Below are 26,804 nucleotides of genomic sequence, written 5' to 3'. Positions count from 1 at the left end.
CATTACGATGACTTAGTAATTATCCGAAGGTTCATATAGGAGACGAAAAGCACATGTCACAACGCTATGTATCTCACCTTTATTGCCCCAAATGCGCTGCCCGCTACGATACGGAGGACAAGCACCAGCTGTGCACATGCGGTTCTCCGTTGCTGGTCGCCTATGATATGGAACGAATCGCTCTCTCGTTCAAGCCTTCCATGCTGCGCGACCGCGAACCGAGCCTGTGGCGTTACCGCGAGCTGCTGCCTGTAATCGATCCCGAACATATCGTTACGTTGGGTGAAGGCCTCACCCCGCTTCTGCCGATGCCGAGCATCGGCGCTGACATGAACATTCCCGGTCTCATGATGAAAGACGAGGGCTTGCTGCCGACCGGTTCGTTCAAAGCGAGAGGAGCGGCCGTCGGCATCTCCAAAGCGAAGGAGCTCGGCGTGAAAGAGCTGGCGATGCCTACCAACGGCAATGCCGGGGCCGCTTGGGCTCTGTACGCCGCCAGAGCGAAGATGAAGTCAACCATCCTCATGCCGGTTGATGCTCCGCTGATCACCCGCAATGAATGTGCGGTATCAGGAGCCAATCTGTATCTGGTGAACGGGCTGATTAGCGACGCCGGACGAATTGTCGCCGATTTGGTCAAAGCCTACGAGCTCTATGACGCCTCGACGCTCAAGGAACCTTACCGCATCGAAGGCAAGAAGACGATGGGACTGGAGATCGCCGAACAGCTGAACTGGCAGATGCCGGATGTCATCCTGTATCCGACCGGCGGCGGCGTAGGGTTGATCGGCATTCATAAAGCGCTGAGAGAGCTGCAGACGCTAGGCTGGGTTCAGGGGAAATTGCCGCGGCTTGTCGCAGTGCAGGCGGAAGGCTGCGCCCCGATCGTCAAAGCTTGGGAGAAGCAGGAGAAAGCCTCCGAATTTTGGCCGCAATCCAAAACCGCCGCTTTCGGCATCAACGTTCCTAAAGCGCTTGGCGACTTCTTGGTACTCGAAGCGATCTATGAAACAGGCGGCTGCGCCGTTGCCATTCCTGACGAGGAGCTGCTGCAGGAACAGCAGCGGGTGGCGGAGCTCGAGGGGGCCTTCATCTGCCCGGAAGGGGCTGCTACCTTCGCAGCCGCGCGCAAGCTCAGGAATGCCGGCTGGATTCGGGAGCATGAGCGCGTCATCGCGCTGAATACCGGGGCCGGCGTGAAATATCCGGACACCGTCCGTGTCGTCGTTCCCGTGCTGGAGCCGGAGGAGCGAATCACGAGATGAGAGCCGGAGGTGAAACAGCTTGAACAAGACACTTACGACGGATATGCAATTGTTCGCGGCGGCACTCTCCCAAGTGAGAGTCGCCGTCATACAGCGCACAGCGGACGATATTCCCGTCTTCGTCACGGTCGGCACCGTTCGGAAATATACGCCCGACGAGGTGCAGGTTGGCGAGAGGACATATTTGCGGGAAGAAACAGAGCTCCGCGTGGAGGAAGACAACGGCACTGCTCCTCAATGAAACGTTACTTCACAGTAAGCACCAAGCGGAATCATTTCATATAAATATTGGTACATCAATTCTTTCTCCCGGTCTTGCAGTTTTCGCGCCGCATGGAAATCAAAATGGATGAGGCTCTCTGCAGCATCGTAGCGGATAAAAGAAAGCCGGCCGCATGGAAACAGGCGGTTCGTCGTTTCGATGATGCCGTACTGGTTCAAATTCCGGCGCTTCGCCGTTTGAATAACAGCCGCCGGCAATTCCTGCGGAATCGGAACCTGATCCTGTTGAACATAATAGTACGCTTTCACCTGATAGGAAACGTAAGGATATAAGTAACCGCTTGCATAATGCTGCAGGCTTAACGCATCTTTATCCGGCAAGCGCAGATCGTCGTTCCAGGCATAGATCGTCGCTTTATGCTTATCCGGCGTATAGATTCGGATATATTTCAAATGCGGAAAACGGTTCTTAACCAGCTGCTCCGACAATAAACGAGTTCCCACCCTGATCACCTCTTCGGGATAATGATTTTCCCCTACAGCCTATGCCGTCACAAAAAGGCAGCTACCTTTTGCTTCGAAAAGGGTAGCTGCCTCTTGCTTTGTTAGTTTATTCGGGGATCGACAGACCTAGACCTTCCGCGACACTTCGACCGTATTTTTCAGAAATGCGTAATTTCCAAATAGCTGTGATCCTTTGACTCCTTTGGCGTGAACAACCCGATCCAGCGGCCGTTCTTGGCTAGAATGCGCCAGTTTCTCCTCACATCGCCGGCAGGATAGGATATGACAGCTTGCTTATGCTTAACTTATATGTATTCGCGAACCTGTCTCGATATGATGGTCAGACGGCCATTGGAATCGACTTGCAGGTACATGGTATCCCGCATTGTCCGCCATCCGCCCGGCAGGAGCAAGAAGCAATCGATCTAACAGACACAGCAGCCGTTATATTCGCGGAAAGCGATAGGTTTCATCGCTAACGGACGCCAGCGACCTTATTGGGCATCTTCCAGCCCAAATGAGGTCCAAAAGAAGCAAATAAAGGCTCCGGTGACCGTTACCTATTCACAGAAGCCTTTTTTCATTGAATAAGCGCTCCCCAGTCCGTTAGCGCAGCTGGGGGGCACATCTCGCGGGCATCACCTGCTCCGCTTTCAGCGTCAGCAGCTGCTCCTTAAGGCCGCACGCCTCCATCACAAGCTCGTCGCCGCGCCGTGACGATGCTCATAAGAGGCCTCCTATCTATCGGAGTTGGCTGATGATTTTATACAAAGCCTGCGTACCGCTGTCTTCCTCCCCGCTGGCAGCCAGCTTCTCGTATAGCGATTTCGCCAGAGCGAGTCCAGGCAGAACCGCTCCCATTTCATCGGCGGCTTCCAGCGCTATTTTCATATCTTTAATAAAATGCTTCACATAAAAGCCCGGTGCAAAGTTTCCCGCAATAATCCGCGGCGCCAAATTGCTGAGCGACCAGCTGCCTGCAGCGCCCGTTTCAATGCTCTTAAGAACCGTCAACGGGTCAAGTCCCGACTTCTCCGCATAAACCAGCGCCTCTACGACACCCATCATATTACTGGCGATAGCAATCTGATTGCACATTTTGGTATGCTGTCCGGCACCCGCTTCACCTTGGTACACGATATTCGTGCCGACCTTCTCCAGCAGCCCGAGCACAGCATCGAAAGCATCGCGCGAACCGCCAACCATAATGGACAGTCTGGCTTCCCTGGCCCCTACGTCTCCGCCGGAAACCGGCGCATCCAACGAGAAGAGCCCCCGCTCACGTGCTTCTGTTTCAATCCGTTTGGCAAGATTAGGGGAAGATGTCGTCATGTCAATCAAATAACTGCCCTGTTTGGCCTGTTCCAAGATTCCCTTCTCGCCGCAATAAACCTCTTCGACATCGCTGGGGAAACCGACCATCGTAACGATCACGTCGCAATGCCGGGCTAATTCGCCAGGTGTGTCGTGCCACTGAGCGCCTTGATCGAGCAGCTCCTGCGCCTTCGCTTTGGTCCGGTTATATAAGTGGACCTGGTACCCTGCTTTCATCCAATGACCTGCCATGCTTTTGCCCATAACCCCTGTCCCAACAAGGCCTACGGCCGTTTGTCCGGGTTGAATCGCCATCTTGACTTCCACCTTTCCTGATTACAAACTCAAGTCATATCTATTCATTCCCAAATATCGATGTATCTCTCATTCATTAACTTAACATCCTACGGGGGTACGGTCAATAAAGGAGTATTCTCTCCGCTAAGCTACCTTGACAGACATAGTATCTTGTTATAAAGTGTAAATCAGGAGGTGAGGGTCATTGCGGATTTAAAAATAACGTCCGATCTCATTCGCGGACATACCGACACCATTATTCTTAAGCTGCTGCAATCAGGCGATAAATATGGCTACGAAATTTCAAAGCTCGTGCACGTCAATTCCGGCGGCGAATATGAACTTAAAGAAGCCACGATGTACTCCAGTCTCAAGAGGCTGGAACAGGAAGACAACATTACCTCTTATTGGGGAGATGAGACGCAAGGCGGCAGAAGGAAATATTACCGGATCACCGATAAAGGCCATCAGACCTATCATACGAACAAACGGAATTGGGAGCATGCCAAGAGCATCCTCGACATCCTCATTTAAGAAAGGCGGAAACCTTATGAATCCTCGTCTTAGCGCATACTTGGATGATGTGTTCTCTCATTACGAAGATTTGAAGCCGATCAGGGAGCTGAAAGAAGAGCTGTCCCAAGATCTGCAGGAAAGACTGCTCGATCTGCAGAAGGAGGGCTTCGACGAAGAAGCCGCATTCAACCGGACGATCGCCTCCATCGGCGAAATCTCCGAGTTGATTGAGACCATTCATGTCAATACGACCAAGCTGCAGCAAATCATCGGACTCGATTTCTCCAAGCAAAATTTGCAAAAATCCGACCTAAGATCCGTTCAGGTGCATGACGGTAAATTCAACTACAGCAACATGCAGGGCTCGGACTTCAGCCGTTCGGATTTGACGAATGCCTCGTTCAAATGCAGCAATCTGGACGGCGTCATTTTCGACGGAGCTAATTTGACCAAAGCCAAAATTCAGAAGTCCAGTCTCCGGGGCGCTTCGTTCCGCCAAGCGATTTTGGATCAGACCGACTTCGGCTCTTCCGAGTTATCTGATGTATGTATGGATAACCTAACATTTACTGGAACAACGTTTCATTATACGGGGTTAAAAGGCACATCTTTCCGCAATGCCACCTTTCGCAACTGTTCATTCAAAACGGATGTGAAGAAAACGATTTTCGACGGAGCCAGGATGGATAAAGGCACCTACGCTCTGCTCAAAGGTTTAAAAGCGAACCTGAGTCAAGTTACGATCATTTAAACGGGAAAGCGGGGAATTTCACCCTTATGTCAGCGCAAAATAAAAACAAAGGACTAGGCATCGTCATCGCCGGACTGCTGCTTGGCATTTTGATGGCGGCGATGGATAATACGATCGTCGCAACGGCGATGGGCACGATCGTCGGAGAGCTTGGCGGACTGGATAAATTCGTATGGGTCACCTCCGCTTATATGGTGGCTGAGATGGCCGGGATGCCGATATTCGGCAAATTGTCCGATATGTACGGGCGCAAGCGCTTCTTCATATTCGGGATCATCGTCTTCATGCTCGGCTCGATCCTGTGCGGTACGGCCAATTCCATTATCGAACTCAGCATTTATCGCGCGATCCAAGGGATCGGCGGCGGCGCGCTGGTTCCCATCGCTTTTACGATTATGTTCGATGCCGTGCCCTTGGAGAGCCGCGGCAAGCTCGGCGGATTGTTCGGCGCTGTGTTCGGGATGTCGAGTATTTTCGGGCCGCTGCTAGGCGCTTATATTACCGACTATATCAATTGGAAATGGGTTTTCTACATTAACCTGCCGCTCGGTTTGATTGCCTTTATATTTATCGCATTCTTTTACCGGGAATCCGTCGAGCATTCGAAGCAAAAAATCGACTGGTGGGGCGCCATTACACTCGTCGGCGCTATCGTATCCCTGATGTTCGCGCTTGAGCTTGGCGGTAAAAAATATGCTTGGGATTCATCCGTCATACTCGGTCTTTTCGGTTTGTTTGCCGTGCTGGCCGTCATCTTCATCTTCGTCGAACGGCGTGCCGAGGAGCCGATCATATCGTTCTCCATGTTCGCTAACCGACTATATGCTTCGAGCAACGCCGTCGCCATTTTTAGCGGCGCAGCGTTCATCACGGCTTCCGTCTATATCCCGATCTACATTCAAGGCGTGTTAGGCGGCTCCGCAACCAATTCCGGACTCGTTCTGCTGCCGATGATGCTCGGCTCCGTTGTGACGGCGACAGGCGGAGGGTTCCTGATGACCAAGGTCAGCTACCGCGCCATCATGATCCCGACCACGCTCATTCTGGTCGGCGGCGTCGCGCTGCTGACGACGTTATCGCCGGAAACACCGCGCTGGCTGGTTACGATTTATATGATCGTGGTGGGCCTCGGCATCGGCGCTTCGTTCTCCGTGCTGAGCAATGCCGCCATCCATCTCTTCGATGCCAGACAGCGCGGCTCGGCTTCCTCAACGCTGAACTTCCTGCGCTCATTAGGCATGACGCTGGGGATTACCGTGTTCGGAATCATCCAGAGCCATGCTTTCACGAGAAAGCTGACGGATGCTTTCGCCGGTCAAGGCGAGATGCCGGCCGGGATCGCCGCCAGCGATCCGCATACGCTTCTCGATCCTGCGAAGCGTTACGATATTCCCGGGCCGATTCTGGAGAAGATCTCAAGCGCGTTATCGTCCTCGATCGTGCTTACCTTCGCTTGGACCGTTGTACCCGCGGTTATCGCCTTCGCATGCGCCATTGCGATGAGTAAGGAGAAGCTCGATCCGACGCAAGAGCACGGCGCGGTCTCGCATTGAGGCGGCGTGAGCGGCTATTCGGCTTATGCGCAGCGCAACGCCGCCGCGGGCGGCTAACGGACACAGCAGCCCTTATTCGGCGGATGGGGGGGCTGCTTGTGATTGCTAACGGTCACACGTGCCGTTATTCTATCTTTTCCACGCGATTGCGCCTCCGTAATCGCCAAATAGGATCCCCTGTGTCCATTAGGATTCGGAACAGGCTTGTACTTGCCCAAATAACGGCACTGGTGACCGTTAGAATTTCGTGACCGGCTCGCGCAACCGCGGCTGCCCCACCAAAGCAAAGAGGATGCCCCTAACGGGACATCCTCTCTTTCTTATATGCCTCTAAACGCAAACGTATAGGCATAAGTCCGGTTCGCATACAGCGTAAACTCCGGATGCGTTCTAGCTCCCCAGCTGTCGTCGCCGCCGACGCCCATCTGCTTGTAATTGACCCTCAGCACGACTTTGTCGCTGACAGGCAGCTTATACGTATGGTCGTGCGCTTCCAATTCCGCCGGTGAATACGGCAGTGCATTCAGCTCGACCGTTGGCAGCCCCGTGATGCGAATGCCGCGGCCATCCGCATTCGTGAGCGTCGCCCAGCGCACATCCGTCTTGTTGCCGCATTCCTGCGGCCGCAAGTAAGGAACGAATTGCTCCTCGACCGTGCCGCTGTGCAGCGCCAACTTGGCGCCGGTTGCCCGGTCCCAATAGTTTTCATGCGGTCCGCGGCCGTACCAGCTCAGCTGCTGGAAGGAACGGTCCAACTCGAACATGACGCCGATCTCCGGAATTTCCGGCAATTGCGCACCTGGCACGAGCTCCATCCGCACCTCCACTTCGCCGTCCGGAGACACGGTGTACGCCAATGTCGCGGAGGAGACAGGGACGGTGGCCAGCTCGTACGCGACCCGAACCTCCGCTCTGCCGTCCGCAGCCGGCTTCGCCCACAGCTGCTGCAGCTTCCTGCCGCTGCCGGCTTCCCGCCATGGCGCACACCGAATATGGTGCTGGTTGCCGCGGTCGTTATCCGTATACGCGCGCCAGAAATTGGGTGCCGGACCCGTTACGAACCGCTCGCTGCCTTCGTACTCATAAGACGTTATATCTCCCGTTGCCTTGCTGAATTTCAACGAGAAGGAGCTGCCTTGCAGCATAACCGCATCTGCCGACGATGCGATTTGCACGGCTTCCAGCTCGGAAACGGTTGCGGCCGATTCCGCTTGCGCGATGGAATCGACGGTTCCTGCCCATGCCGGGCTAACCGGCAGCAGGAATTGCTCCCATGCGATTTCATGGCCTTGCTCCGCCCAGGCTGCAGCCTCCCGCAGCTGGAGCGAAACCGTCATGATGAACTCGTCTCTGGGGAAATCCGCTTGCAGCTGCAGTTCATCCACAGCCAGTTCAATGGTGACGGTCTCCCCTGGCTTCACGGCGAACTGAGCGCGCTTCGCCTTACCTGCAGCGATGCCGTTACGTGCAACGGTCCAAACCCAATCAAACTCGCTCAAGTCCGTGAACAGGAATTGATTCGTCACCGCAATCTGCCCTTTGGCCAAATCAACCGGAGCAAACTTCACGTTCTGATAGCATTTCTTCACTTCATGAAGCTTCGGAGAAACGGATCTGTCAGCGAAAATCAGACCGTTGCCGCAGAAATTACCGTCGTTCGGCGCATCGCCGAAATCGCCGCCATATGCCTGATAAGGTACGCCTTCAGGTGTCGTGGTCCGAATGGATTGATCGATCCAATCCCAGATGAAGCCGCCCTGCAGCACCGGATATTGGTCGAACAGCTCCCAATACTTGAACAGATTGCCGCATGAATTCCCCATGGCATGACTGTACTCACACAGGATGAACGGTTTCTTCGGCTTGTTCCTGGCATAAGCCTCAACCTGCTCGATCTTGGTGTACATCTGGCTCTCCACATCGGAAGCGGCTTCCGAGGCGCGGCAGTGGAATACACCTTCGTAGTGAACGACCCGGGTCGGATCGGCCTCGCGCAGGAAATCGTGCATTTGAATAAAATTGTCGCCGCCCCACGATTCGTTCCCCAAGGACCAGATGACGATCGACGGATGATTCTTATCCCGCTGCATCATTGAATTCGCCCGGTCGAGCACAGCGCCCGTCCATTCGGGCTTGCTTCCCGGCACCGTGTCGCCTTCTTCTTCCTGCGCGTAGCTCCATGAACCATGCGTCTCCAAATTCGTTTCGTCAATCACGTATAAGCCGTACTCGTCGCATAGCTCATACCAGCGTACATGGTTCGGATAATGCGAAGTACGAACCGCGTTAATATTATATTGTTTCATCAGCAAAATATCGGACACCATGCTCGCCTCATCGACAGAGCGCCCACGATCGGTATCGAATTCGTGACGGTTTACGCCTTTGAAAACGATTCGCTGGCCGTTGATTTTCATCAAGCCGTCATGTATTTCGAATCGGCGGAAGCCGATCTTGCAGCTTTCCGTCTCCAGCAGATTGCCGCTATCGTCCTTTAAGCTGAGCACAAGCGTATACAGATTAGGTTTCTCCGCGCTCCACAGGGCAGGCCGCTCAACAGGAACGGAGAGCTCTACCCGCTGTTCGGCCGAGCCGCCGACTTGGATCTCAGCCGATACGGGCACAGCCCATGCCGCTTGATTTGCCCGGTCGTATAAGACAGCTTCTACCCGCCTGTTCCCAGTGCCTAGGCCGTCATAATTCGTTACCTTGGCTTCAATCCGCAGCTCCGCGTTCAGGAACGCTTCATCCAGCTCTGTCGTTACTTTGAAATCCGCGATATGCGTTATCGGCGTACTGTACAGGTAAACATCGCGGAAAATACCGCTCAACCGCCAGAAATCCTGATCCTCCAGCCAGCTTGCATCGCTCCACCGGTATACTTCAACCGCGAGTCTGTTCTCGCCTGCAACCAAATACGGAGTAATATCGAATTCCGCCGGTGTGAAGGAGTCTTGGCTGAAGCCGACCAGGTCGCCGTTCACCCATACGTAGAAGGCAGACTCCACCCCTTGAAAGGAAATGTAGACAGGCTGGTCTGCCCAGGAAGCCGGGACAGTGAAGCTGCGGACATACGATCCGACAGGATTGTATGTCACAGGCGCGAATGGCGGCTTCACATCCTCATGTCCTACCCATGGGTAAATAATGTTCGTATACTGCGGAAAATCAAACCCCTGCAGCTGCCAATGCGAAGGCACGGCAATATCGGACCATCCGCTGCAATCGTAATCGTTCTTATAAAACGCTTGCGGCCGCCCCTCGGCATTATCCGCAAAATGAAACTTCCAAGTTCCATTAAGCGATTGGAAGGAATCGGATGCTTCGCGTACGCCGGCAAGCGCTTCAGCCTCCGTGCGGTAAGGCATCAAGGTTGCATGCGCTTCCAGCCGGTTCAATTGATAGATTTGGGGATTATTATTCCACTCCGGGTATCCATTGACAGGCGGAGTATAGACGAATTTCTTAGCCATGGGCAGCTGACCTCATTTCGCTGAGTATAATTTTTATCAACATGCATTTATTGTACAGGACAATAATTTCTTTTAAAATATAAGATAATACGCCTGGCATATCAAAAAATGAAAGAGATGACATGACCATAGAGACCCTCGATTACCGCAAATTTTTCGTCGTCACCGAGACGGACCGCAAGCTGCCGCTGATCCTTGATACGGTCGGATTCGAGAACCAGCAGCTCTACTATAAGCGGGAGGAAGGCTACCCGTGTTTTCACTGGCTCCAAACGATCCACGGCAGCGGGGAAATCATCCTGGACAGCGGCTCCATCAAACTGGGGGAAAATCAAGGCATGCTGCTGCCCGCAGGCGTGCCGCATGAATACAAGGTTCCCGCGGCAAAATGGTCCACCTGGTACTTGACGTTCGACGGCGCACTTGCCGCTTCGATTGTCTACGCGCTGGAGATTCCGCTGTCCGTGCCAATCTCCTGGGGCGCCGACACGCCCCTTGCAACGATTCATGACTACTATTATGACAAATACCGGTACAGCTACGATTTCACCGGCATGAACGGCTCGCTTGAAGTCTACCAATTCCTGACTACGCTCAAAAAGCACGGAAACGTCAACAAAAGCGCCTCCTTCTCCCAAAGCCATGAGCGTCTGCTGCCGCTGCTCTTCCAATTGGAGCAGCACTTTGCCTCCCCCGACGTCGGCCTCACGTGGATGTCGGACGTCTTGGAGGTGAGTCCGCAGCATGTCAACACGCTGTTTCGCAAAGCGTTCGGCCTCTCACCCTATCAATACCTGCTGCAGCTGAGGCTTCAGAAGTCCAAAGAGCTGCTCATTACCGGTACGGAGCGAACGGTCAAGCAAATTGCCGAAACGACCGGGTTTCAGAGCGCCTCGCATTTCATCTCCACATTCAGGAAATCCGTCGGCCTGACTCCTGAGGTTTTCCGCACGCAGTATAACAAAAATCAAATCGAAAAAGGATAGACGAGAAACTCGCCTATCCTTCATAATTGATTCTAGCTGAGCAGCCGCTAAGGGTTCGAAACGAATGCATGGTGAACCTCGATCAGCTTTTGAACAAAGCACTCGAAATCTTGCCGGCTGGAAGAAAATTTGAAATCGGTTGCACCCGTATTGAAATCAACAACTGTAAGTTCCACGTGGTTCCCCGGATATTCCGATATGAGCTCGGCAGCGAGCGTGATATTTTTGAAAGGGTAGATCGTTGTTTCACCGTGCAATCGCAGTACGGTCAAATGATCCTCTCGGAACTCCAACGAAATTTGTTGGTCGGAATCAATGAAGCTTTGGCGTGTACGCATCCTAATCACCCTCCTTGTCCTCTATTTTACTCGCGATCGCCAATATAAAGAAGCCCAAACCGAATGAAACACTTCCTATCTTTTCCTGTTTCACTCTCTTATTTAGCGGGTACAAACTAGCAGGGCTAATTAATGCTCTGATCACGCTACGGAGGTGCAATGCATGAGTACAACGATTGAACTATTTGAACGAACAGGGCCTGTCAAGCAACTGCGGGCGCAGGGACACATTCCGGCTGTCGTTTACAGCGCTCGTATGGAATCGGAACATGTCACCGTCCCGGAGAAAGAGATTCGCGCTTCATTGAAGCGTAACCCGCATGCCATTCTGAAGGTGGCCTTGCCGTCCAAAGCTAAGGAATCCGTAATCATCCATCACGTACAGAAGGATACATTAACCGGACAACTGCTGCATGTAGACTTTCTGCAGATCGATATGAAAGAAAAACTGGACACTGTCGTTGCCGTTCATTTGACCGGGGAAGCCCGGGGAGTCAAGGAAGGCGGCATTCTCCAAGTCGAATCGCACGAAGTGATGATCCGCTGCATGCCCAGCAAGCTGCCGGACTATATCGCTTTGGATATAAGCGCGCTCGGTATCGGCGAGCATCTTACCGTCGCTGATCTGAACGTTCCGAAGCAGGTAGAGATCCTCTCGGATCCAGACACCGTACTGGTCACCGTCCTCGGCAGTCAGAAGCAGGAGGAAGCCGCATCCGATGCCGGCCAGTCCGAGGCCGACGCCGAATAAATATGAGAAACAGACTCTCCGCGAGGTGCGTGAGAGTCTTTCTGTTTATATGCTATGAAACTATGAGACTTTGCCAAACGCATGCATCTGGTTGCTCATGATTTGGGATACGATAATTTTGTGTTGTTCCGCTCTAGCCACAATAACTTGCAAACTATGAAGAATTTCCGCGGCTTCATCGAGATACTCCCGATCGCCAAACAGCTCATAGAGGCGCATATAGTCATTGTATTCATCCAACCATTGATCGAAGTAAGAAGATTGCATCTCTATCACTCCCTTAGATCTATGATAGAGCAGAAACATTAAATTTTTATTATAAATAGATTAATTATTTTTTAATCATCTCGATGCCACCCTATGCCGCAAATAATCAGGACGGACAGGAACAGAAGCCCTCCGATCACATCCCACCAAATACTGCCCGCAACGTTGGGAATAACGCCGATACCAATGATGATCACCGGTGCAAACCACATCATTTTCTCTAGTTTACTTTGAATTGCCTTTAGCTTGTGCAATATGTACGACCCCTATATGATGCAGTATGTTGTTTTGACTTGACACCGTATACACTTCGGAGTTTACATAACATTTCAGACCGTAAGATCGATAAGTAATGAGATCCAATTTGTGGGATTAATATGACACTCTCCGAGCACCCGCTCCAATCTATATGAAAATTCATATACAATTCTCATTTTGAGGAAAAAAACGAACTTTCTATTCGAAAAATAGCTTATATTTCAGCATTTCCGCCTTCCTTCTGCTAAGTCTATTCGAAAAATCATACAGATTTGCGGTAAGGGGTGATTCACGGGTGACAGGGTGGCAGCTCGCTCAAGGCGAAGACGATTTGCCGGATTTTTGACTGGCGGCCGCCTCACCGGCATAACGAAAAAAGCCCAAGGACACATGCGTATCCCCGGGCCTCCCTTATTATTGATAGTTACGGATAAATGCAATCGCTTTGGCGATATCCTGTTCCGGCTGCTCCCCGACCTCACGCTCGATCGTTAGATAACCTTTGTAGCCGATATCCCGCAGCGCCTGGAAATAACGCGTAAAATCTACATTTCCTTCGCCAAGCGCCAGCTCGCGGTAGTACGCTCCCGATGTCGCCGCCTCGGCAATGGCTTCGTGACTCATCGGCTTATAGCCTAATGAGCCATAGATTTCGCGCGGATCCGCTTGACGCAGGCGAACGCCGTCCTTCACATGGGTATGGACGATATAGTCTTTCAGCGTAATGACGCCTTGCACAGGGTCGTCGCCCGTTACCATCACCATGTTGGCCGGATCGAAGTTCACGGAAACGCCGTTCGTCGACAAGCTGTCCAAGAAGCTTTTCAAATGGGCCGCAGTTTCCGGTCCCGTTTCGATAGCGAAGTAAGCATCCAAGCTCTTGGCATACACGCCCAGCTCTTCGCAAGCCCGGTGCATCGTCTCATAGATCGGATCGTCTTGCCTTTCGGGAACGACACCGATATGAGTCGTCACGACCTTCGTGCCCAGCTCAACGGCTAGGTCCAGAATGCGCTTTGACTTCTCGATTTTGGCCGCGTTGACCGTCGCATCTTGGAAGCCATGACCGCCCAAATCGCCGCAAAGCGCAGAAATTTCAAGTCCAAGCGACTCAATATACGCTTTAAGCTCTTTGCGAGCGGCAGGGGACAGATTCGCCGGATCCATTTCACCGGAGACCGCGTAAATTTGAACGCCGTCAGCGCCAAGCTCCTTCGCCTTCTTCAAACCGTCCCGTACCCCGAGACGGAGACTGTCGACCATGATTCCAATTGGATTCATCCCGCTTCGTCATCACCTTTCACATCGTTATATATGAATCTATTCCATATCTTCCCATAGTCTTCTGAAATTTTGCAAGCCGATCGACGTTCCTGTCTTACACTCTTCCATTCCTTCGAATTCTAAGGAAATGTAACCGTCGTAACCGGACTCCTTGATAACCTTAAGCACAGCTCTCATATCAATGTCCCCATGTCCGACGATCGCGCCGCGCAAATAGTTGCCCTGCAGCGTCGGAAACCAGCCTTGACCAGGATTCAGATGCGCCGGGCGCAAGTAGAAGTCTTTCACATGGACCATAGACGCGAAGCTGATATTGTTCTTCACAGCGGCGACCGAGTTCTCATCGGCGCACATGAAATTGCCCACATCGAGGGTTGTCCGGAAGTTCGGACGGTCTACCGCTTGGATAAGCGCCTGCACCCTGTCGCTGTGCTGAACGAAGTAACCATGATTCTCAACGCTGGTCGTAATCCCGTATGCCGACGCATAGTCGGCAATTTGCCGGCACGCTTCCGCCATCCGTTCCAGCTCCCGGTTGAAATTGGCGATGGAACGGTCCGGGCTCGACGCGACGTCATGGCGCATTTTCTTCACGCCGAGTCTGGCCGCCAGCTCAACCTCGCCTTTGACCCGCTCGATTTCCTTGCGGTAGGCTTCCTCCGTATCCGTCAAGAAATTCGCGCCGATCGCATAGTTGGACACTTCGATTCCGCGGGACTCCGCCTTCTGGCGGATGCGGTCTGCGAGCTCGAAATTGCCCGGCAGGTCATAGCCCAGCGGCACGATCTCCACGTGCTCGCCGCCTTGATCTGCGATCCAATCGATAACGCCCATGATGTCCATCTCTCCGGACTTCAGCGCTTGAAACAAACTATATGTGCTAACTCCAAGTTTCATAAGAGCTCCTCCATGCTTCTTCTACTGGACTACAGTTGGATTTCCTGACCTTTGGCCGCCGACTCATAGATGCCGCACAGCATCTTCATCATGTTCAGGCCGTCCTCTACCGGAGATATCGGCTCTTTACCGTTCTGGATGCAATCGATGAAATGGTTGATTTCATTTTGGAAAGCTTGCGGAACATTGATCGTTTTGGCATCCGTTTGCGGTGAAACGTTCAGGATCGTGTCATGCATTTCCGTGACGAAAACAAGCTCCGGCTCAATCTCCACGCCGCCTTTGTCCCCGTAAAGCTTGACCGCGATCTCATCCTTCTTGGCATGGAGCGTGAAGCTGACGTCGACAAGCAGCGAAGCCCCGTTCTCGAAACGAATCAAAGCATTCGCCATATCTTCCACCGTATTATGAGCAACGTCGTAGTCGGCTGCTTTGTAGAAGGACAAATTGCGCACATTCGCGCGATTGCCGAGCTTATTATATGTATTGCCGCTAACCGAAACTGGCTTTGGACGGCCCATCATGTACCAGCATAAATCAATGACGTGAACCCCGATATCGATCAAAGGTCCGCCGCCGGAACGCTCCGTGTCTGCGAACCAGCCGCCAGGGTTGCCCAGCCGGCGAAGACAGGACGCTTTGGCATAGTAGATTTCTCCCAAATTATCTTTATCGATGAATTGCTTCACGAGCTGAGCATTGGCGTCATAGCGGCGGACGAAGCCGACCTGCAGCGTTTTGCCAGTTTCACGGACGGCATCCTGGATGCGCTGCGCTTCCTCCACTGTTTTGCATAGCGGCTTCTCGACCAGCACATGTTTGCCAGCACGCAAGGCCGCAATACTGATCTCAGCGTGCGTATTATTCCATGTACAAATGCTGACCGCATCAATCTCCGGGTTCGCGAGCAGCTCTTCATAACTCGTATAGATGTGTTCGATTCCATACTTGGCAGCCTTCTCTTCCGCTCTCGTACGATTAAGATCACAGATTGCATACAATTTGGCGTTAGCCTGATTGGCATAGGACTGCAGATGCAGATCGGAAATGGATCCTGCACCGATGACACCGATGTTCGACTTGTTCATGCTCATAGCGGAAAATATCCTCCCTTGTTGTCTTATAAAACTCAGAATAGCATGCTTTATCCTTAGGTAGAATGCATAGGATGAGCAAGTGCATGGACTATTTGTTCAAAATGAAAGAGAACTTCCCACCGGATACATGTTCCGAAAGAAGTCCCCGATTTGGCTACATTTGCATCGCTTTGGCGTGTGACCGCCGTCCCTGCTCTCTAAGCATAAACAGGATATTCATGAGACCGAGCAGCAAAAAGCTGACCCAAGGCAGCGCTCCCCGTCCGGACGCCGCGCCCATATCGTACAAATAGCCGCCGCCGACATTGCCGAGCATGGCTCCGATCGATAACGCCAGACTGTTGAAGCCAAAATAACTGGCGATGCTCCCGCTGCCGGCATATTCGGACACCATCGCATTCATCATCGGCTGCAGGAACACTTGCCCGATCATGAACGCAATCACTCCCGCATAGATCCCGATCATGGAGCCTGTCATTCCGATCGCGAATAGGCCCGACGCCAGCAGCAGAGTAGCCAGCGACAATACGCCGAAGGGCTGCATTTTGGCTTGCCCCAGCTTGGCAAGGGGCACCTGCAGCAGCACCATCACGATAGCGCCGCAGGAGTAGATCAGCCCGATGTTGGCGCCGGGATCGATGCGATTCACGCTTAGCGGTACCGCGATATAGAGCTGTGCGACGAGCGACCAGGAGATCATCGTGTATACCATGAAGCGGCGGAAATCCCCGTTAAGCAGCACGCTTCTCATCTGCGGCCACATGCGCGCATCCTGATCCTTCATATGTTCGTTGCGAATCTGCGGCAGCAAAATCAAGCTCAAGAAGAACGAGAACACGAAGATCAGCGTCGCCGTCAGACTGACATATTTGAAATGGAATCCCATCAGAAGAGCCCCTGCGACCGGACCTACAACAAATCCCATGTTACTGAGCATCTCGCGGATCGCATAGACCGTTATCCGGTTCTGCGGTGTGGAGAGTGCCGCGTAGTACGCATAGCTGGCCGGTTGAAACAGCGCCGCGCCAAGGCCTGAGAAGAAACAGGCGAGGATGAGACCCGGCACCTGATCGACGAAGCCGAACATACCGAACCCGAACGTACGGATGAATAAGCCGATCAGAATCGTTCGCTTGTAGCCAAGCCGGTCGGCTAGCGTGCCGCAGAGGGCTGAAAGCCCCTGCTGGCTTAAGCTGCGAATCGCCGAAATGACGCCGACAACAGTGACGCTAAGCAGCAGATCGTGCAGCAAATACGAGGCAAGCAGCGGAATCATCATGTAGAACCCCACCGCCATGCTGAACGTATTCAAGAACATAACCCAGAAGGGCAGCTTGATAGATGTTAGCTTTTTCAATGGTTGTATCATTACTTTTCCCCGTTTCCTTCTTCGATGTGTTTTCTCACATCTCACCAACATAACGGATTCGGCCGGGGCTGCCTATGGACTTTCTTTATATGGGCTTGGGTATATTGTTGTTGTTTTTTTTGATATACTCATCTCACTGATCGAACCAACCAAACCATAACAAACATTCATGCACATAGCCCATCATACGGTGAACCATATAGAAAGGCCGGTGACCGAATGTTACCCGAAGTAAGACATTCCAAAATGATCGAATTGCTGAACCAAACCGGTTCCATTAAGGTTTCCGAGCTTAGCAAAGCGTATCAAGTCACGGAGAAAACGATTCGCGAGGATCTGGAGAAGCTGGAAGCCTCCGGCATCCTGAAAAGAGTGCATGGCGGCGCGGTCCTGGTCGAAAGCTCGAGCTCGCTGCTGCCCATTCACAAGCGGCGGGTCCGCCAGCAAGCGGAGAAAGAGCAGATCGCGGCAAGCGCCTGCCGGTGGATTGAAGACGGCCAAATCCTTCTGCTTGACGGCGGTTCAACAACGCTGGAGCTTGCCAAGCTGATCGTCCACAGGACCTTGACGGTCATTACGAACGACACGAAGATCGCCTCGGTACTGGCGGATTGCCAGCAGATCGAGCTATGCCTGTTAGGCGGATACCGCCGCAAAGGCACCTATACCATCATTGGGCCAAGCGCTATCCAGATGGTGGATGAGTTGAATGTGGACATCGCTTTCCTGGGCTGCACAGGGATCGACGCGGAGCGCGGCATTTCCGTGTTTCACCGGGACGAGGCCGAGCTGAAGAAACGAATGATCCGCGCCTCCAAGAAAACGATTTTGTTGACCGACCACACCAAATTCGATCAGACCGCGCTTGTCTCCTTCGCCTCGTTGAAGGAGATCGACCTTTTGATCACCGATGCGCAGACGGACGACGAGGTTGTCGCCAGATACACCGAGCGCGGACTCGAGGTGCAGCGGGCGACATAGGATCTTCACCCGAATCCAAAAGCCGCTAAGCTCATCCACTGGCAGATGATTTATTCAATTTGCCGGCATTCCTCGCTTAGCGGGCTTTTCGTGCGAAATAACGGGAGTATGCCCTGTTATGCATCTAATATAACGCGATTGCTGAGTGATTAGCGGGAGTTTTTCCTGTTGTGCATCCCATATAACACGATCGGTATGTGATTGTTATGCATCCAACATAACGCGATCGATATGTGCCTGGCGGAAGTTTTTCCTGTTGTTCGCCGAGAGGAATGATTTGCAGCAGCTAGGTAGGAGGACGCATGAAGGAACGTTCGTGAAAGCCGAGGGCGAGGGGGCTGCCGTCTCTGAATAACAGGAATTTCTCCTGTTATTCCCAGCATTTTTGAGCGATGGAGACGGCATTACTGGAAATTCTCCCGTTAATTTGCCGTCATTCCCTCGCCTTGCGAGCTTTTCGTGCGAAATAACGGGACTATTTCCTGTTATGCAGCCAATATAACGCGATCGGGAAGCGATTAGCGGGAGTTTTTCCTGTTATGCATCCAACATAACGCGATCGCTATGTGCCTGGCGGGAGTTTTCCTGTTGTTCGCCGAGAGTAACTTGCAGCAGCTAGGTTAGGAGGGCGCATGAAGGAATGTTCGAGAAAGCCGGGGCGAGGGAGCTGCCGTCTCCGAATAACAGGAATATCTCCTGTTATTCCCAGCATTTTTGAGCGATGGAGACGGCATTACTGGAAATTCTCCCGTTAATTTGCCGTCATTCCCTCGCATAGCGAGCTTTTCGTGTGAAATAACGGGACTATTTCCAGTTATGCAGCTCAAATAACGCGATTGCTGAGTGATTAGCGGGAGTTTTTCCTGTTATGCATCCAACATAACGCGATCGGTATGTACCTGGCGGGAGTATTTCCTGTTATTCGCCGTCAGGAGGACATGACATCATCCCTTGGCGCATCACGTTGCCAGATAAGCCAGGATTGCTGCGTGACTCACCGGAATGCTTGTTGTCGTCACCAACAGACGGCCTCTCCTTTGGACACGCGGCGCAGGTGCGTAGGGGCCGACTCATCCCACACACAGCCCCCCCTCGGCACCTTCCTTCAATTACCCACCTGCACCTTCCCGAACAAATCCCCCGGCGCAGGCAGGTCTCCCCAATCAACCGGCTTATTGAAGTAATAGCCCTGCAGCCCCCAGCAGTTCAATTCCTGCAGCATCGCACACTGCTCCTCCGTCTCAATGCCCTCCGCAATGACGAGCAGGTTGAGCGCTTGTGCCATCGCCAGGATCGCCGTAATCAACGGCACATTGCCGTCGGCGATGAAGGATCGGTCGATTTTCAATTTATCGATCGGCAGCAAGGTTAGCATGCTTAGCGACGAATAGCCGGTGCCGAAATCGTCCAGCGCAATCGTAAAGCCGTGCGCCCGCAGCTCGCGCAGCGTCATTTTCACGTCCTGCATGGAGTGAACGGTGGCGCTCTCCGTAATTTCCAGCTCCACCGACTGGGGAGTCACGCCCTCCTCGGCTGTAATGCGCATCACCCGGCTTCCAAAATCCGGTTCATTCAATTGCACCCTGGATATATTGACCGACACTTTGAACGCCGGACCGTACGCCTTCATTAGCCGGTGCCAATCCTTGCAAGCTTGCCGGATGACCCAGTAGCCGATCTCCACGATTAAGCCCGTATCCTCCGCTACCGGAATAAACCGATTCGGCTGAATGAACCCCTGCTTCCCGCAGTTCCACCTCAGCAGCGCTTCCGCACCGATAACCTCCCGGCGCCCCGGATGGCAGATGAGCTGATATTGCAGATGCAGCTCCTCTTTCTCGATAGCTTGAGAGAGCGCCAACTCATGGATGAAATTTTCGACATGATCGTATTTGTAAGCGGCTTCGTAAATGTGGAACCTTCTCCTGCCCGCGCTCTTCGCCTTATATAAGGCGATATCCGCTTGCTTCAACAGCGTCTGCAGTGTTTCATTCTCGGTGCGCCGGGACACGCCGATGCTGGCGCTAAGCTTCAAAGACCGGTCATTCACGCTAAACGGCTCGTGAAACAGCCGAATGATTCGTTCGGCCGTATCTTCCACGGTGCCAGAATTGCGCTGCTCCACCACGATGAATTCGTCTCCGCCCAGCCGTACAAGCGTGTAGGGCTCTCCGAATTGTTCCGTAAGCCGGTCCGCGACTTGGATCAGCACGGTATCGCCTACATCGTGACCGAACATATCGTTAATATTTTTGAAATAGTCCAAATCCAACAAATACAGGGCAGAAGCTCCCGATACATGCTCCATCAAATACCGGCGGTTAACCAGTTTGCTCAGCTCGTCGTGATAGGCGTATTCATACAACAAATTTTCGTGCTTCTTACGTTCCGTAATATCCCTGGTCACCGAGAAAATGAACCGGACTTGGCCGTCCTCGCCAAAGATCGGCGTCAGAATGCTTTCCCCGCTAAGCAGGCCGTTAGGCAATACGACGCCATCCTCGTATCGAATTCTTCGCCGTTCATCGACAGCTCGCTTATATTTTTTATATAAATAGTTCGCCATTTGGCTGGTGTTCGCTTCAAAAAATGTCCGCCCGGCTTCTTCCATCGTAACGCCGCTAAATCTGGACGCCGCACGATTGACATAAAAGTATCGTAAATCGGAACCATCCACGCTCATCACATAAATCGAATCCTCTATATCATCCAGCATGTGCAGGAGTAACTCAATATCTAGTGTCTTTTTCATCTGCCGACCCCTTAACGTTAACAACATCCTTATGTTTGCAACGTATACTATTCGCCAATTCTTTACAAAGTCCTCCCTTTTTCTACATACGTGCAGCTCCCGTTCATCCCCCGTCTTCCAATGATCGTTTTGTGCTACTCTTGATCGTTTTCATCACTTATCATTCCGCTGGCTGCGTTTTACAATGAAGGTAATTCAACGAATCCAAATCATATCCTACGGGAGGTTATATGTATGATTACCAAAGGAAGCGCCTTTTCCATCGAACAATTCCGCGAGGAGGGCTACAGCGGCCCGATTCAAGGGCTATCTCTTCAGGAAGCCGATATGTACTATAACCGTTTCTTCGAGGTCATTCAGCAGTCCAAATTCGAACCGGGGCCGACCAAAGTGAATTTATCCGCATGGCATCAACGCCATCGCTGGGCTTACGAACTTGCCACGCACCCGAGCATTGTCGCAGCCATGAAACAAATTCTCGGCGAGGATTTGGTCCTGTGGGCCATGCATTTCTGGTACAAAGAGCCGAATAACGATAAGTTCATCCCTTGGCATCAGGATATCAATTACTGGCCGATGGACCCCGCCATCAATGCTACCGCTTGGGTAAGTCTGGGCTGGTCGATTCGTGAGAACGGTTGTCTGCGCGTCATTCCGGGAACGCACCGAGATCATGTGGAGCATGTCGATACCGGAACGGATCAAAGCGCGTTCTCCGAAGGCTTGCCGGCGGAAGCGATCGATGAATCGAAAGCCGTCGATCTGGAGATGTCACCCGGCCAAATCGCCTTCTTCAATGAAGCGACGTTCCACGGTTCGGAGAGAAACAACTCCAATATCCCGCGCGTCGCCTTCTCGGTGCGGTATACGACGCCTGAAGTGAAATTTCTGATGGACGAATGGGGTGGAGATACGTCCAGAATCCGCACGTACCTGGTACACGGAGAAGACCGTCTCAATCGCAATGAAGCGATCCGAGGCGTCGTTCCGCAAACACAAGACTAGACGCGAGAACGCTTTCAATCCAACTTACGGTCATGCTACAATGAGCACAAACGATTCCATATAAAGCGAGGTGGCTGGTTCTTTGAACTCCTATCAATTGATCATCGATTCGCTCAGCATCCGGTTTCTGCATATCAAACACTATGAATTGGATTACAAATGGCAGGCCAGCCACCGTACGCTTCATCATTCGGTGCTTTGGATCGTGCAGAAGGGCAGCTTCCTGCTCGAGGTCGATCAAATCCGGTATACGTGCAAGGAAAACCAGCTCTGCATTTTGCCGGCCCATACGGATATCAGCTACCGGGCCATATCCAGCGAGCTGTCGCTAACGAGCATTAATTTCGATGCGGAGATTGCGCTGCTCAGCAACCGGAGCTGGGGGCATGTGCTGAATTTGCCGGTTGTTTTCGATCAAAACGTGCACAGCTTGGGGCCCTTAATCCAAGATATGGTCACGCATATCGGGGATACGTCCCCATTCGTTTCCTTACTGATGCAATCATCGCTCCTGCGTATGCTGTATGAGCTCATGAACCGCGAGATGCCGGAGCAGCCGATCTCTCCTTATTCGCATATGGATAACCGGATTCATACGATTATTCACTATTTGCTCTCCCATCCGTCTCGCATGCCCGAAATCAGGGAACTTGCCGAGCTGGTGCAGCTCAGCGATTCGCATCTGCGCAAGCTGTTCATCAAGCAGACGGGACAAGCACCGCTGCACTTCGTTCACAGCTTGAAAATTGAACAAGCAAAAAGGCTTCTCGCTACAAGCGTGAAGCCTATCTCACAAATTTCGTATGAGCTTGGCGTCGACAACGCCAACTATTTCACCCGGATGTTCAAAGCCAAATCCGGTCTCACTCCCGTGCAGTATCGCCAGCAATATGGCCTGTGGCTGAATGAATGAGCCAGCCTTATTCGATGGCCCCGACAGCCTGCAGCCAAGCTTTGGCGATCAGAGCATGTCCGGCAGGAGACGGATGCACGCCGTCCGGCGCCCAGAATGCGCTTTCAGCTCGAGTCGAAGCAGCGGCGAATAGACCGTCCAAGCTGACAAGACGAGCGCCGAACTCTCTGGCCAGCTCACGTACGACGGTAATTTTCGGATCCAGATCTTCTCTCCACGTTGTGCGGTCTTCCGGAACGGGCAGCACGAATGGCTCGATCATGACGATCTTGGCGCCTGTCTCTGCCGTTTGCGTCAAAATATCGCGGTAGCCTGCTTGAAACTTCTCCGTTGAAGTCGGGTCATTGCGATCATATCGTCTCCAAGTGTCGTTAATTCCGATATAGATGGATACGACATTCGGTTTCAAATTCAAGCAATCCTGCTCCCAACGATTTTGCAAATCGACGACGCGGTTGCCGGAAATTCCCCGGTTCAGGAATTGAACCTGCTTCTCCGGATATTTGGCCGCAAACTGGCCTGCTGCCATCAAGGCATAGCCTCTGCCCAGATCACTGCCGTTATCGCGGTTGCGGTTTGCATCCGTGATGCTGTCCCCTTGAAATAAAACGATGTCTCCTTGACTAATCCATGCTGACATGCGATGCTTCCTCCCCTGTAATCCCATGATCCCTTCTGTTTCCAAAAGTTGCCTAGAGTATAGCACAGCCTACCTTCCCTATCAACCTTGTTTTCTCGCCTTCTGCACCGTTCTCGGCGTCTCTCCGAAGCGCTGCTTGAACACCCGCTCGAAATGCGTCAACGTATGAAAGCCTGAGGCATAGCATATTTCCGTAACCGGATAATCCGAGGAAATCAGCAGCGACTTCGCGAATTTCAGCCGGAGATCCTGCAAATACGTTTGAAACGGGATACCGGTCGTTTGGCGGAACAGCTGGGAGAAATAGTTAGGCGCAAGCCCTGCATGCTTAGCCGCTTCTTCCAAGGAAATCGTTTCCCGGAAATGATGATGAATATGGAGCAAAGCCCGGTGCACGTCGGGGTGCTGCGGGTTTCTTTTTTTATCCCCGCCGGTTCTCGTCTGTCTTGCCGTATACAGCAAAATGCGCTCCAATGCACCTCTGACGATCAGCTTGTGTCCGATGCTCAGGGCTTGCGATTCTTCCCAAATGAGCCGGAACTCGGACTCGACAGCCGGATAACATCCCGTCATATCGGCATTCCAGTAGGCTCCCGCTTCTTGAAAAAACACGGCTTTCAGCTCTTCGCTGAACAGCTCGTCGGAAAATACGAGGTTATATAGATGCAGCGTCTCCGAACCATGAGGACCGATTTCGTGGAAATCGGCCGGAGTCAGCAGGAACAAGCTGCCCGGATGCAGCTCATAACAGACACCGTTCACGACGTTGCGCCCATGTCCGGATAGAACGAAGCAGAGCTCATAGAATTCATGCCAATGAAGCTCACACAGACGGTCTACCTGTTGAGAATAGATATGAAAGGATGCGGACGGATGCATGTACTTGTCGTTCATTAACCGCTGAGGCTGAACTTTTCTGCGCATGTAGCCTCCTCCTTTCTTTTTCTAACTCACTTACACATTGGCATACTGATTTCCTGCCAGATCTTTGCCCCTGGCCAGCCAAACCTTGAAATTGCGGTTCTTCTCGGGAAATACCTTCGTATCCGTTGCGAAATAACGCATCGTATAGCCGCACCGGCGGTACGGACTCTTATTGGCATCCGCCCCGTGCGCAATCCGTGCGTCGTGCAGCGAGCATTCGCCTCTCGCCAGCTCGAAATGGACGGCTCCGGATTTATCCAAATTTTTAATTTGCGTGCTGAACAAATTTTTCGTCCCGTCCACGGCCTCATACTCCGAGAACCCGTTGTCATGCGTGCCCGGAAGCACCTGCATGCAGCCGTTCTCCTTCGTGCTCGGGTCAATCGCGAGCCAGATCGTCACAATTTTATCCAGCCGGTCTACACGGCCCTTCCAATAAGCGGAATCCTCATGCCATGGCGTCGCTCGGCCGACGAAAGGATCCTTACAGATGAAATGGCTCGACCATAACCCGATATTCGCTCCAAGAAGCGGCTCGACCAAATCAAGGGCTTCATCCGATAGCAGAAACTTCAGCAGCCTCTCATCGCGGAAATGCGGCGTATCCAGCTCATCGGACAGTTTGCTGCCCTTCTGCGCAAGCTGATCCTCGAAAATACCAGTCAATTCCGCCAGTTGGTCCGCTGAAAATAAAGGCTTATGGTGAAGCAAATACCCGTTCTTCCGATAAAATGCTACCTCTTCATTCGTCAATCCGCTCATCGTCTTATGCCTCCCCAGACTATTTATGCTTACATGTCTACTATACTTCCAGAGCACCCGCAGAGCTTATCGTTTCTTACTTAGAAGTTAGCGTATCTTCAGATCTGCCAGTGCAAGTTTCCCGGGAGCCGATGTATAAAAAAAGGGCCTTTACAAAAAAATACCAACAAAAAGAATGAATGGATGACATGCGCGATGCTGAAAACGGAAGCCCAGGATATCGAACACCTCCTCGCGCTCGCCAAGCGGTCCAGCGACTTCACCGTCAGTACGGTTTCATTCACACAGCCTCCGCTGAGCATTTGCTATTACAAGACGTTGATCGATGAGAAACTGCTGCAGGAGCAGCTGCTGCGCGCGATGGAGAGCTGCGCGGCGGAGATTCACGACTTAGAGGATCTTAAGCGTCTCCTCACGATCGACGGCATTCAAATTACGGATTGCATACAAGACATTCAGAGCATGCTGTTCAAAGGGTCCGCCATCGTCAGGTTGACGGAGCATAGCGGGCTCTGCGCCTTGGTTCCGTTAACAAGCAAAGAAGGGCTGCGCAAAAACAACGACACGGATAACGAATTTAGCGTAGTCGGTCCGAAGGTCGGCTTCGTCGAGGATTTGGACATTAACCTGCACCTCATTCGCAGTCAAATCGCCGTTCCCAATCTGATTGTGAAGACGTTGAGTCTCGGCAGCATGTCCAATTCCCGGGTAGCGATCGTATATATCGATGGCGTAACCAATCAAGATAACGTGGCTGTCATTGAAGACAGGCTGCGCACGCTCGATTTTGAGGTTGTATTCGATACATCGCAGCTCGACCAGATCATTTCGGACAATTCGTGGTCCCCTTTTCCGCTGTTCGTCTCCACCGAACGCAGAGACCGGGTGATCTATTCGCTGATCTCCGGCCAGGTCGCCGTGATCAGCGACGGGTCTCCTTATTTCATCACAGGACCATCCACCCTGTACGATTTCTTCATCTCGCCGGAAGACTACTATTTGCCTTGGATGCTCGGCTCTTTTTTCCGGATAATCCGCATTCTCGGCGTCCTCTTCTCGGTGTTCGCCTCAGCCTTGTATGTCGCGATCACGACGTTTCACTACGAGGTTATTCCGCAGGACTTGCTTCCGCCGTTGATTCTCTCCAGGCAAAATGTGCCGTTCCCGCCCGTGCTGGAGGTGCTCTTCCTAGAGATCACGATCGAGTTCCTCCGCGAGGCCGGAGCCCGGCTGCCCACCAAGATCGGCCAGACGCTCGGTATCGTCGGCGGTATTATTGTCGGACAAGCAGCGGTTGAAGCGGCTTTATGCAGCAATATTTTGATCATCATCGTGTCCCTGTCCGCCTTGGCTTCGTTCGCAACTCCGATCTACAAGATGTCCAACACCATCCGCTTCTTGCGGTTTCCGGTCATCATTTTGGCCTCGTTCTGGGGCAGCATCGGCTTGTTCTTCGGAATTTGTTTTATTTTGATTCATATCACAAGACTGAAATCGGTGGGCAGCCCGTATACCGTCCCGATCTATCCGCTGCGGCCTAAGGATCTGAGAGACAGCTTCATACGTTCCAACTACGAAATTACCAATATGCGGCCCTCTTATTTGAAGCCCGAAACGATCCTGCGCTATATTCCGAAACGGATCAAAAAGAAAAGCGATTGGGAACAGGAATGACCGTCAGAAAG

The 26,804-nt window shown here is 52.4% G+C and carries 25 protein-coding genes; 11 read left to right on the top strand and 14 right to left on the bottom strand.

What is annotated here, in order from left to right:
- The first annotated feature begins 53 nt into the window (after nt 1-53).
- Complete coding sequence (locus PUT07_RS10195) at nt 54-1,265, top strand: threonine synthase (RefSeq protein WP_274467846.1); 1,212 nt, start codon at nt 54-56, stop codon at nt 1,263-1,265.
- A gap of 19 nt (nt 1,266-1,284) precedes the next feature.
- A complete protein-coding gene (locus PUT07_RS10190) occupies nt 1,285-1,506 on the top strand; it encodes a hypothetical protein (protein ID WP_274467845.1) in 222 nt (73 codons plus the stop codon).
- On the opposite strand, the gene PUT07_RS10185 is transcribed toward PUT07_RS10190, so the two are convergent.
- Together PUT07_RS10185 and PUT07_RS10180 are read right to left on the bottom strand one after the other, a co-directional pair.
- Nucleotides 1,500-1,991, bottom strand: a complete 492-nt coding sequence (locus tag PUT07_RS10185; protein ID WP_274467844.1) for a hypothetical protein — start codon at nt 1,989-1,991, stop codon at nt 1,500-1,502. The genes PUT07_RS10190 and PUT07_RS10185 overlap by 7 nt on opposite strands.
- Nucleotides 1,992-2,732: 741 nt before the next feature.
- Complete coding sequence (locus PUT07_RS10180) at nt 2,733-3,620, bottom strand: NAD(P)-dependent oxidoreductase (protein ID WP_274467843.1); 888 nt, start codon at nt 3,618-3,620, stop codon at nt 2,733-2,735.
- Nucleotides 3,621-3,806: 186 nt separating this feature from the next.
- Between PUT07_RS10180 and PUT07_RS10175 the strand changes: the two genes are divergently transcribed.
- Genes PUT07_RS10175 through PUT07_RS10165 form a run of 3 tightly spaced genes read left to right on the top strand, consistent with a single transcriptional unit; the run spans nt 3,807 to nt 6,422 of the window.
- Complete coding sequence (locus PUT07_RS10175; protein ID WP_274469274.1) at nt 3,807-4,136, top strand: PadR family transcriptional regulator; 330 nt, start codon at nt 3,807-3,809, stop codon at nt 4,134-4,136.
- A 16-nt stretch (nt 4,137-4,152) separates the two neighbouring features.
- Nucleotides 4,153-4,869, top strand: coding sequence for a pentapeptide repeat-containing protein (locus tag PUT07_RS10170; RefSeq protein WP_274467842.1), 717 nt, complete (start codon nt 4,153-4,155; stop codon nt 4,867-4,869).
- A 26-nt stretch (nt 4,870-4,895) separates the two neighbouring features.
- Nucleotides 4,896-6,422 (top strand): MDR family MFS transporter, encoded by a 1,527-nt coding sequence (locus PUT07_RS10165; RefSeq protein ID WP_274467841.1) that lies wholly within the window; start codon nt 4,896-4,898, stop codon nt 6,420-6,422.
- A gap of 320 nt (nt 6,423-6,742) precedes the next feature.
- On the opposite strand, the gene PUT07_RS10160 is transcribed toward PUT07_RS10165, so the two are convergent.
- The gene (locus PUT07_RS10160; protein ID WP_274467840.1) at nt 6,743-9,895 is read right to left on the bottom strand and encodes a glycoside hydrolase family 2 TIM barrel-domain containing protein; all 3,153 of its coding nucleotides are present in this window, start codon (nt 9,893-9,895) and stop codon (nt 6,743-6,745) included.
- A gap of 122 nt (nt 9,896-10,017) precedes the next feature.
- On the opposite strand from PUT07_RS10160, the gene PUT07_RS10155 reads away from it, so the two are divergent.
- Nucleotides 10,018-10,881 carry an AraC family transcriptional regulator gene (locus PUT07_RS10155; protein ID WP_274467839.1) on the top strand — a complete coding sequence of 288 codons (864 nt, stop codon included), beginning with the start codon at nt 10,018-10,020 and terminating at the stop codon, nt 10,879-10,881.
- Between the two features lie 47 nt (nt 10,882-10,928).
- Here the strand turns inward: PUT07_RS10155 and PUT07_RS10150 are convergent, their stop codons facing one another.
- A complete protein-coding gene (locus PUT07_RS10150; protein WP_274467838.1) occupies nt 10,929-11,219 on the bottom strand; it encodes a hypothetical protein in 291 nt (96 codons plus the stop codon).
- Nucleotides 11,220-11,382: 163 nt separating this feature from the next.
- On the opposite strand from PUT07_RS10150, the gene PUT07_RS10145 reads away from it, so the two are divergent.
- Complete coding sequence (locus PUT07_RS10145) at nt 11,383-11,970, top strand: 50S ribosomal protein L25 (protein WP_274467837.1); 588 nt, start codon at nt 11,383-11,385, stop codon at nt 11,968-11,970.
- A gap of 60 nt (nt 11,971-12,030) precedes the next feature.
- Here PUT07_RS10145 and PUT07_RS10140 read toward each other — a convergent pair whose 3' ends face one another.
- From PUT07_RS10140 to PUT07_RS10115, 6 genes are all read right to left on the bottom strand, one after another.
- Nucleotides 12,031-12,237: a hypothetical protein gene (locus tag PUT07_RS10140; protein WP_274467836.1), complete on the bottom strand. Its 207-nt coding sequence runs from the start codon at nt 12,235-12,237 to the stop codon at nt 12,031-12,033.
- Between the two features lie 71 nt (nt 12,238-12,308).
- On the bottom strand, nt 12,309-12,491 hold the full coding sequence (locus PUT07_RS10135) for a hypothetical protein (protein WP_274467835.1): 183 nt from the start codon (nt 12,489-12,491) through the stop codon (nt 12,309-12,311).
- A gap of 418 nt (nt 12,492-12,909) precedes the next feature.
- The gene (locus PUT07_RS10130; RefSeq protein WP_274467834.1) at nt 12,910-13,776 is read right to left on the bottom strand and encodes a sugar phosphate isomerase/epimerase family protein; all 867 of its coding nucleotides are present in this window, start codon (nt 13,774-13,776) and stop codon (nt 12,910-12,912) included.
- 39 nt (nt 13,777-13,815) lie between these two features.
- A complete protein-coding gene (locus tag PUT07_RS10125) occupies nt 13,816-14,676 on the bottom strand; it encodes a sugar phosphate isomerase/epimerase family protein (RefSeq protein WP_274467833.1) in 861 nt (286 codons plus the stop codon).
- Nucleotides 14,677-14,705: 29 nt separating this feature from the next.
- Complete coding sequence (locus tag PUT07_RS10120) at nt 14,706-15,764, bottom strand: Gfo/Idh/MocA family protein (protein ID WP_274469273.1); 1,059 nt, start codon at nt 15,762-15,764, stop codon at nt 14,706-14,708.
- Nucleotides 15,765-15,927: 163 nt separating this feature from the next.
- A complete protein-coding gene (locus tag PUT07_RS10115) occupies nt 15,928-17,142 on the bottom strand; it encodes an MDR family MFS transporter (protein ID WP_274467832.1) in 1,215 nt (404 codons plus the stop codon).
- A gap of 219 nt (nt 17,143-17,361) precedes the next feature.
- Here PUT07_RS10115 and PUT07_RS10110 point away from each other — a divergent pair, with 219 nt between their 5' ends.
- On the top strand, nt 17,362-18,123 hold the full coding sequence (locus PUT07_RS10110) for a DeoR/GlpR family DNA-binding transcription regulator (protein WP_274467831.1): 762 nt from the start codon (nt 17,362-17,364) through the stop codon (nt 18,121-18,123).
- Nucleotides 18,124-19,228: 1,105 nt separating this feature from the next.
- Here PUT07_RS10110 and PUT07_RS10105 read toward each other — a convergent pair.
- Nucleotides 19,229-20,875, bottom strand: a complete 1,647-nt coding sequence (locus PUT07_RS10105) for a putative bifunctional diguanylate cyclase/phosphodiesterase (protein ID WP_274467830.1) — start codon at nt 20,873-20,875, stop codon at nt 19,229-19,231.
- A gap of 234 nt (nt 20,876-21,109) precedes the next feature.
- Between PUT07_RS10105 and PUT07_RS10100 the strand changes: the two genes are divergently transcribed.
- A complete protein-coding gene (locus PUT07_RS10100; protein ID WP_274467829.1) occupies nt 21,110-21,880 on the top strand; it encodes a phytanoyl-CoA dioxygenase family protein in 771 nt (256 codons plus the stop codon).
- Between the two features lie 82 nt (nt 21,881-21,962).
- A complete protein-coding gene (locus PUT07_RS10095; protein WP_274467828.1) occupies nt 21,963-22,793 on the top strand; it encodes a helix-turn-helix domain-containing protein in 831 nt (276 codons plus the stop codon).
- Between the two features lie 7 nt (nt 22,794-22,800).
- Here PUT07_RS10095 and PUT07_RS10090 read toward each other — a convergent pair whose 3' ends face one another.
- The 3 genes from PUT07_RS10090 to PUT07_RS10080 form a co-directional block, all read right to left on the bottom strand.
- Nucleotides 22,801-23,433, bottom strand: a complete 633-nt coding sequence (locus PUT07_RS10090; RefSeq protein WP_274467827.1) for an SGNH/GDSL hydrolase family protein — start codon at nt 23,431-23,433, stop codon at nt 22,801-22,803.
- An 81-nt stretch (nt 23,434-23,514) separates the two neighbouring features.
- A complete protein-coding gene (locus PUT07_RS10085; protein WP_274467826.1) occupies nt 23,515-24,357 on the bottom strand; it encodes a helix-turn-helix domain-containing protein in 843 nt (280 codons plus the stop codon).
- A 30-nt stretch (nt 24,358-24,387) separates the two neighbouring features.
- Nucleotides 24,388-25,119: a phytanoyl-CoA dioxygenase family protein gene (locus PUT07_RS10080; protein WP_274467825.1), complete on the bottom strand. Its 732-nt coding sequence runs from the start codon at nt 25,117-25,119 to the stop codon at nt 24,388-24,390.
- 195 nt (nt 25,120-25,314) lie between these two features.
- Here PUT07_RS10080 and PUT07_RS10075 point away from each other — a divergent pair, with 195 nt between their 5' ends.
- Nucleotides 25,315-26,793, top strand: coding sequence for a spore germination protein (locus tag PUT07_RS10075; RefSeq protein WP_274467824.1), 1,479 nt, complete (start codon nt 25,315-25,317; stop codon nt 26,791-26,793).
- Nucleotides 26,794-26,804: the final 11 nt, after the last annotated feature.

Source organism: Paenibacillus sp. MAHUQ-63, assembly GCF_028765165.1.
GTDB lineage: Bacteria > Bacillota > Bacilli > Paenibacillales > NBRC-103111 > Paenibacillus_E.
The sequence above is the reverse complement of the archived record's forward strand: the minus strand, read 5'-3'. Positions and strand labels throughout refer to the sequence as shown.

Excerpts from the sequence above, each read along its gene's own strand:
- PUT07_RS10085 (WP_274467826.1), bottom strand. The coding sequence starts at position 24,357 with ATGCGCAGAAAAGTTCAGCCTCAGCGGTTAATGAACGACAAGTACATG.
- PUT07_RS10115 (WP_274467832.1), bottom strand. The coding sequence starts at position 17,142 with ATGATACAACCATTGAAAAAGCTAACATCTATCAAGCTGCCCTTCTGG.
- PUT07_RS10130 (WP_274467834.1), bottom strand. The coding sequence starts at position 13,776 with ATGAATCCAATTGGAATCATGGTCGACAGTCTCCGTCTCGGGGTACGG.
- PUT07_RS10145 (WP_274467837.1), top strand. The coding sequence starts at position 11,383 with ATGAGTACAACGATTGAACTATTTGAACGAACAGGGCCTGTCAAGCAA.
- PUT07_RS10100 (WP_274467829.1), top strand. The coding sequence starts at position 21,110 with ATGATTACCAAAGGAAGCGCCTTTTCCATCGAACAATTCCGCGAGGAG.
- PUT07_RS10125 (WP_274467833.1), bottom strand. The coding sequence starts at position 14,676 with ATGAAACTTGGAGTTAGCACATATAGTTTGTTTCAAGCGCTGAAGTCC.
- PUT07_RS10155 (WP_274467839.1), top strand. The coding sequence starts at position 10,018 with ATGACCATAGAGACCCTCGATTACCGCAAATTTTTCGTCGTCACCGAG.
- PUT07_RS10110 (WP_274467831.1), top strand. The coding sequence starts at position 17,362 with ATGTTACCCGAAGTAAGACATTCCAAAATGATCGAATTGCTGAACCAA.
- PUT07_RS10120 (WP_274469273.1), bottom strand. The coding sequence starts at position 15,764 with ATGAACAAGTCGAACATCGGTGTCATCGGTGCAGGATCCATTTCCGAT.
- PUT07_RS10170 (WP_274467842.1), top strand. The coding sequence starts at position 4,153 with ATGAATCCTCGTCTTAGCGCATACTTGGATGATGTGTTCTCTCATTAC.
- PUT07_RS10080 (WP_274467825.1), bottom strand. The coding sequence starts at position 25,119 with ATGAGCGGATTGACGAATGAAGAGGTAGCATTTTATCGGAAGAACGGG.
- PUT07_RS10075 (WP_274467824.1), top strand. The coding sequence starts at position 25,315 with ATGCTGAAAACGGAAGCCCAGGATATCGAACACCTCCTCGCGCTCGCC.
- PUT07_RS10150 (WP_274467838.1), bottom strand. The coding sequence starts at position 11,219 with ATGCGTACACGCCAAAGCTTCATTGATTCCGACCAACAAATTTCGTTG.
- PUT07_RS10165 (WP_274467841.1), top strand. The coding sequence starts at position 4,896 with ATGTCAGCGCAAAATAAAAACAAAGGACTAGGCATCGTCATCGCCGGA.
- PUT07_RS10090 (WP_274467827.1), bottom strand. The coding sequence starts at position 23,433 with ATGTCAGCATGGATTAGTCAAGGAGACATCGTTTTATTTCAAGGGGAC.
- PUT07_RS10140 (WP_274467836.1), bottom strand. The coding sequence starts at position 12,237 with ATGCAATCTTCTTACTTCGATCAATGGTTGGATGAATACAATGACTAT.
- PUT07_RS10180 (WP_274467843.1), bottom strand. The coding sequence starts at position 3,620 with ATGGCGATTCAACCCGGACAAACGGCCGTAGGCCTTGTTGGGACAGGG.
- PUT07_RS10160 (WP_274467840.1), bottom strand. The coding sequence starts at position 9,895 with ATGGCTAAGAAATTCGTCTATACTCCGCCTGTCAATGGATACCCGGAG.
- PUT07_RS10195 (WP_274467846.1), top strand. The coding sequence starts at position 54 with ATGTCACAACGCTATGTATCTCACCTTTATTGCCCCAAATGCGCTGCC.
- PUT07_RS10105 (WP_274467830.1), bottom strand. The coding sequence starts at position 20,875 with ATGAAAAAGACACTAGATATTGAGTTACTCCTGCACATGCTGGATGAT.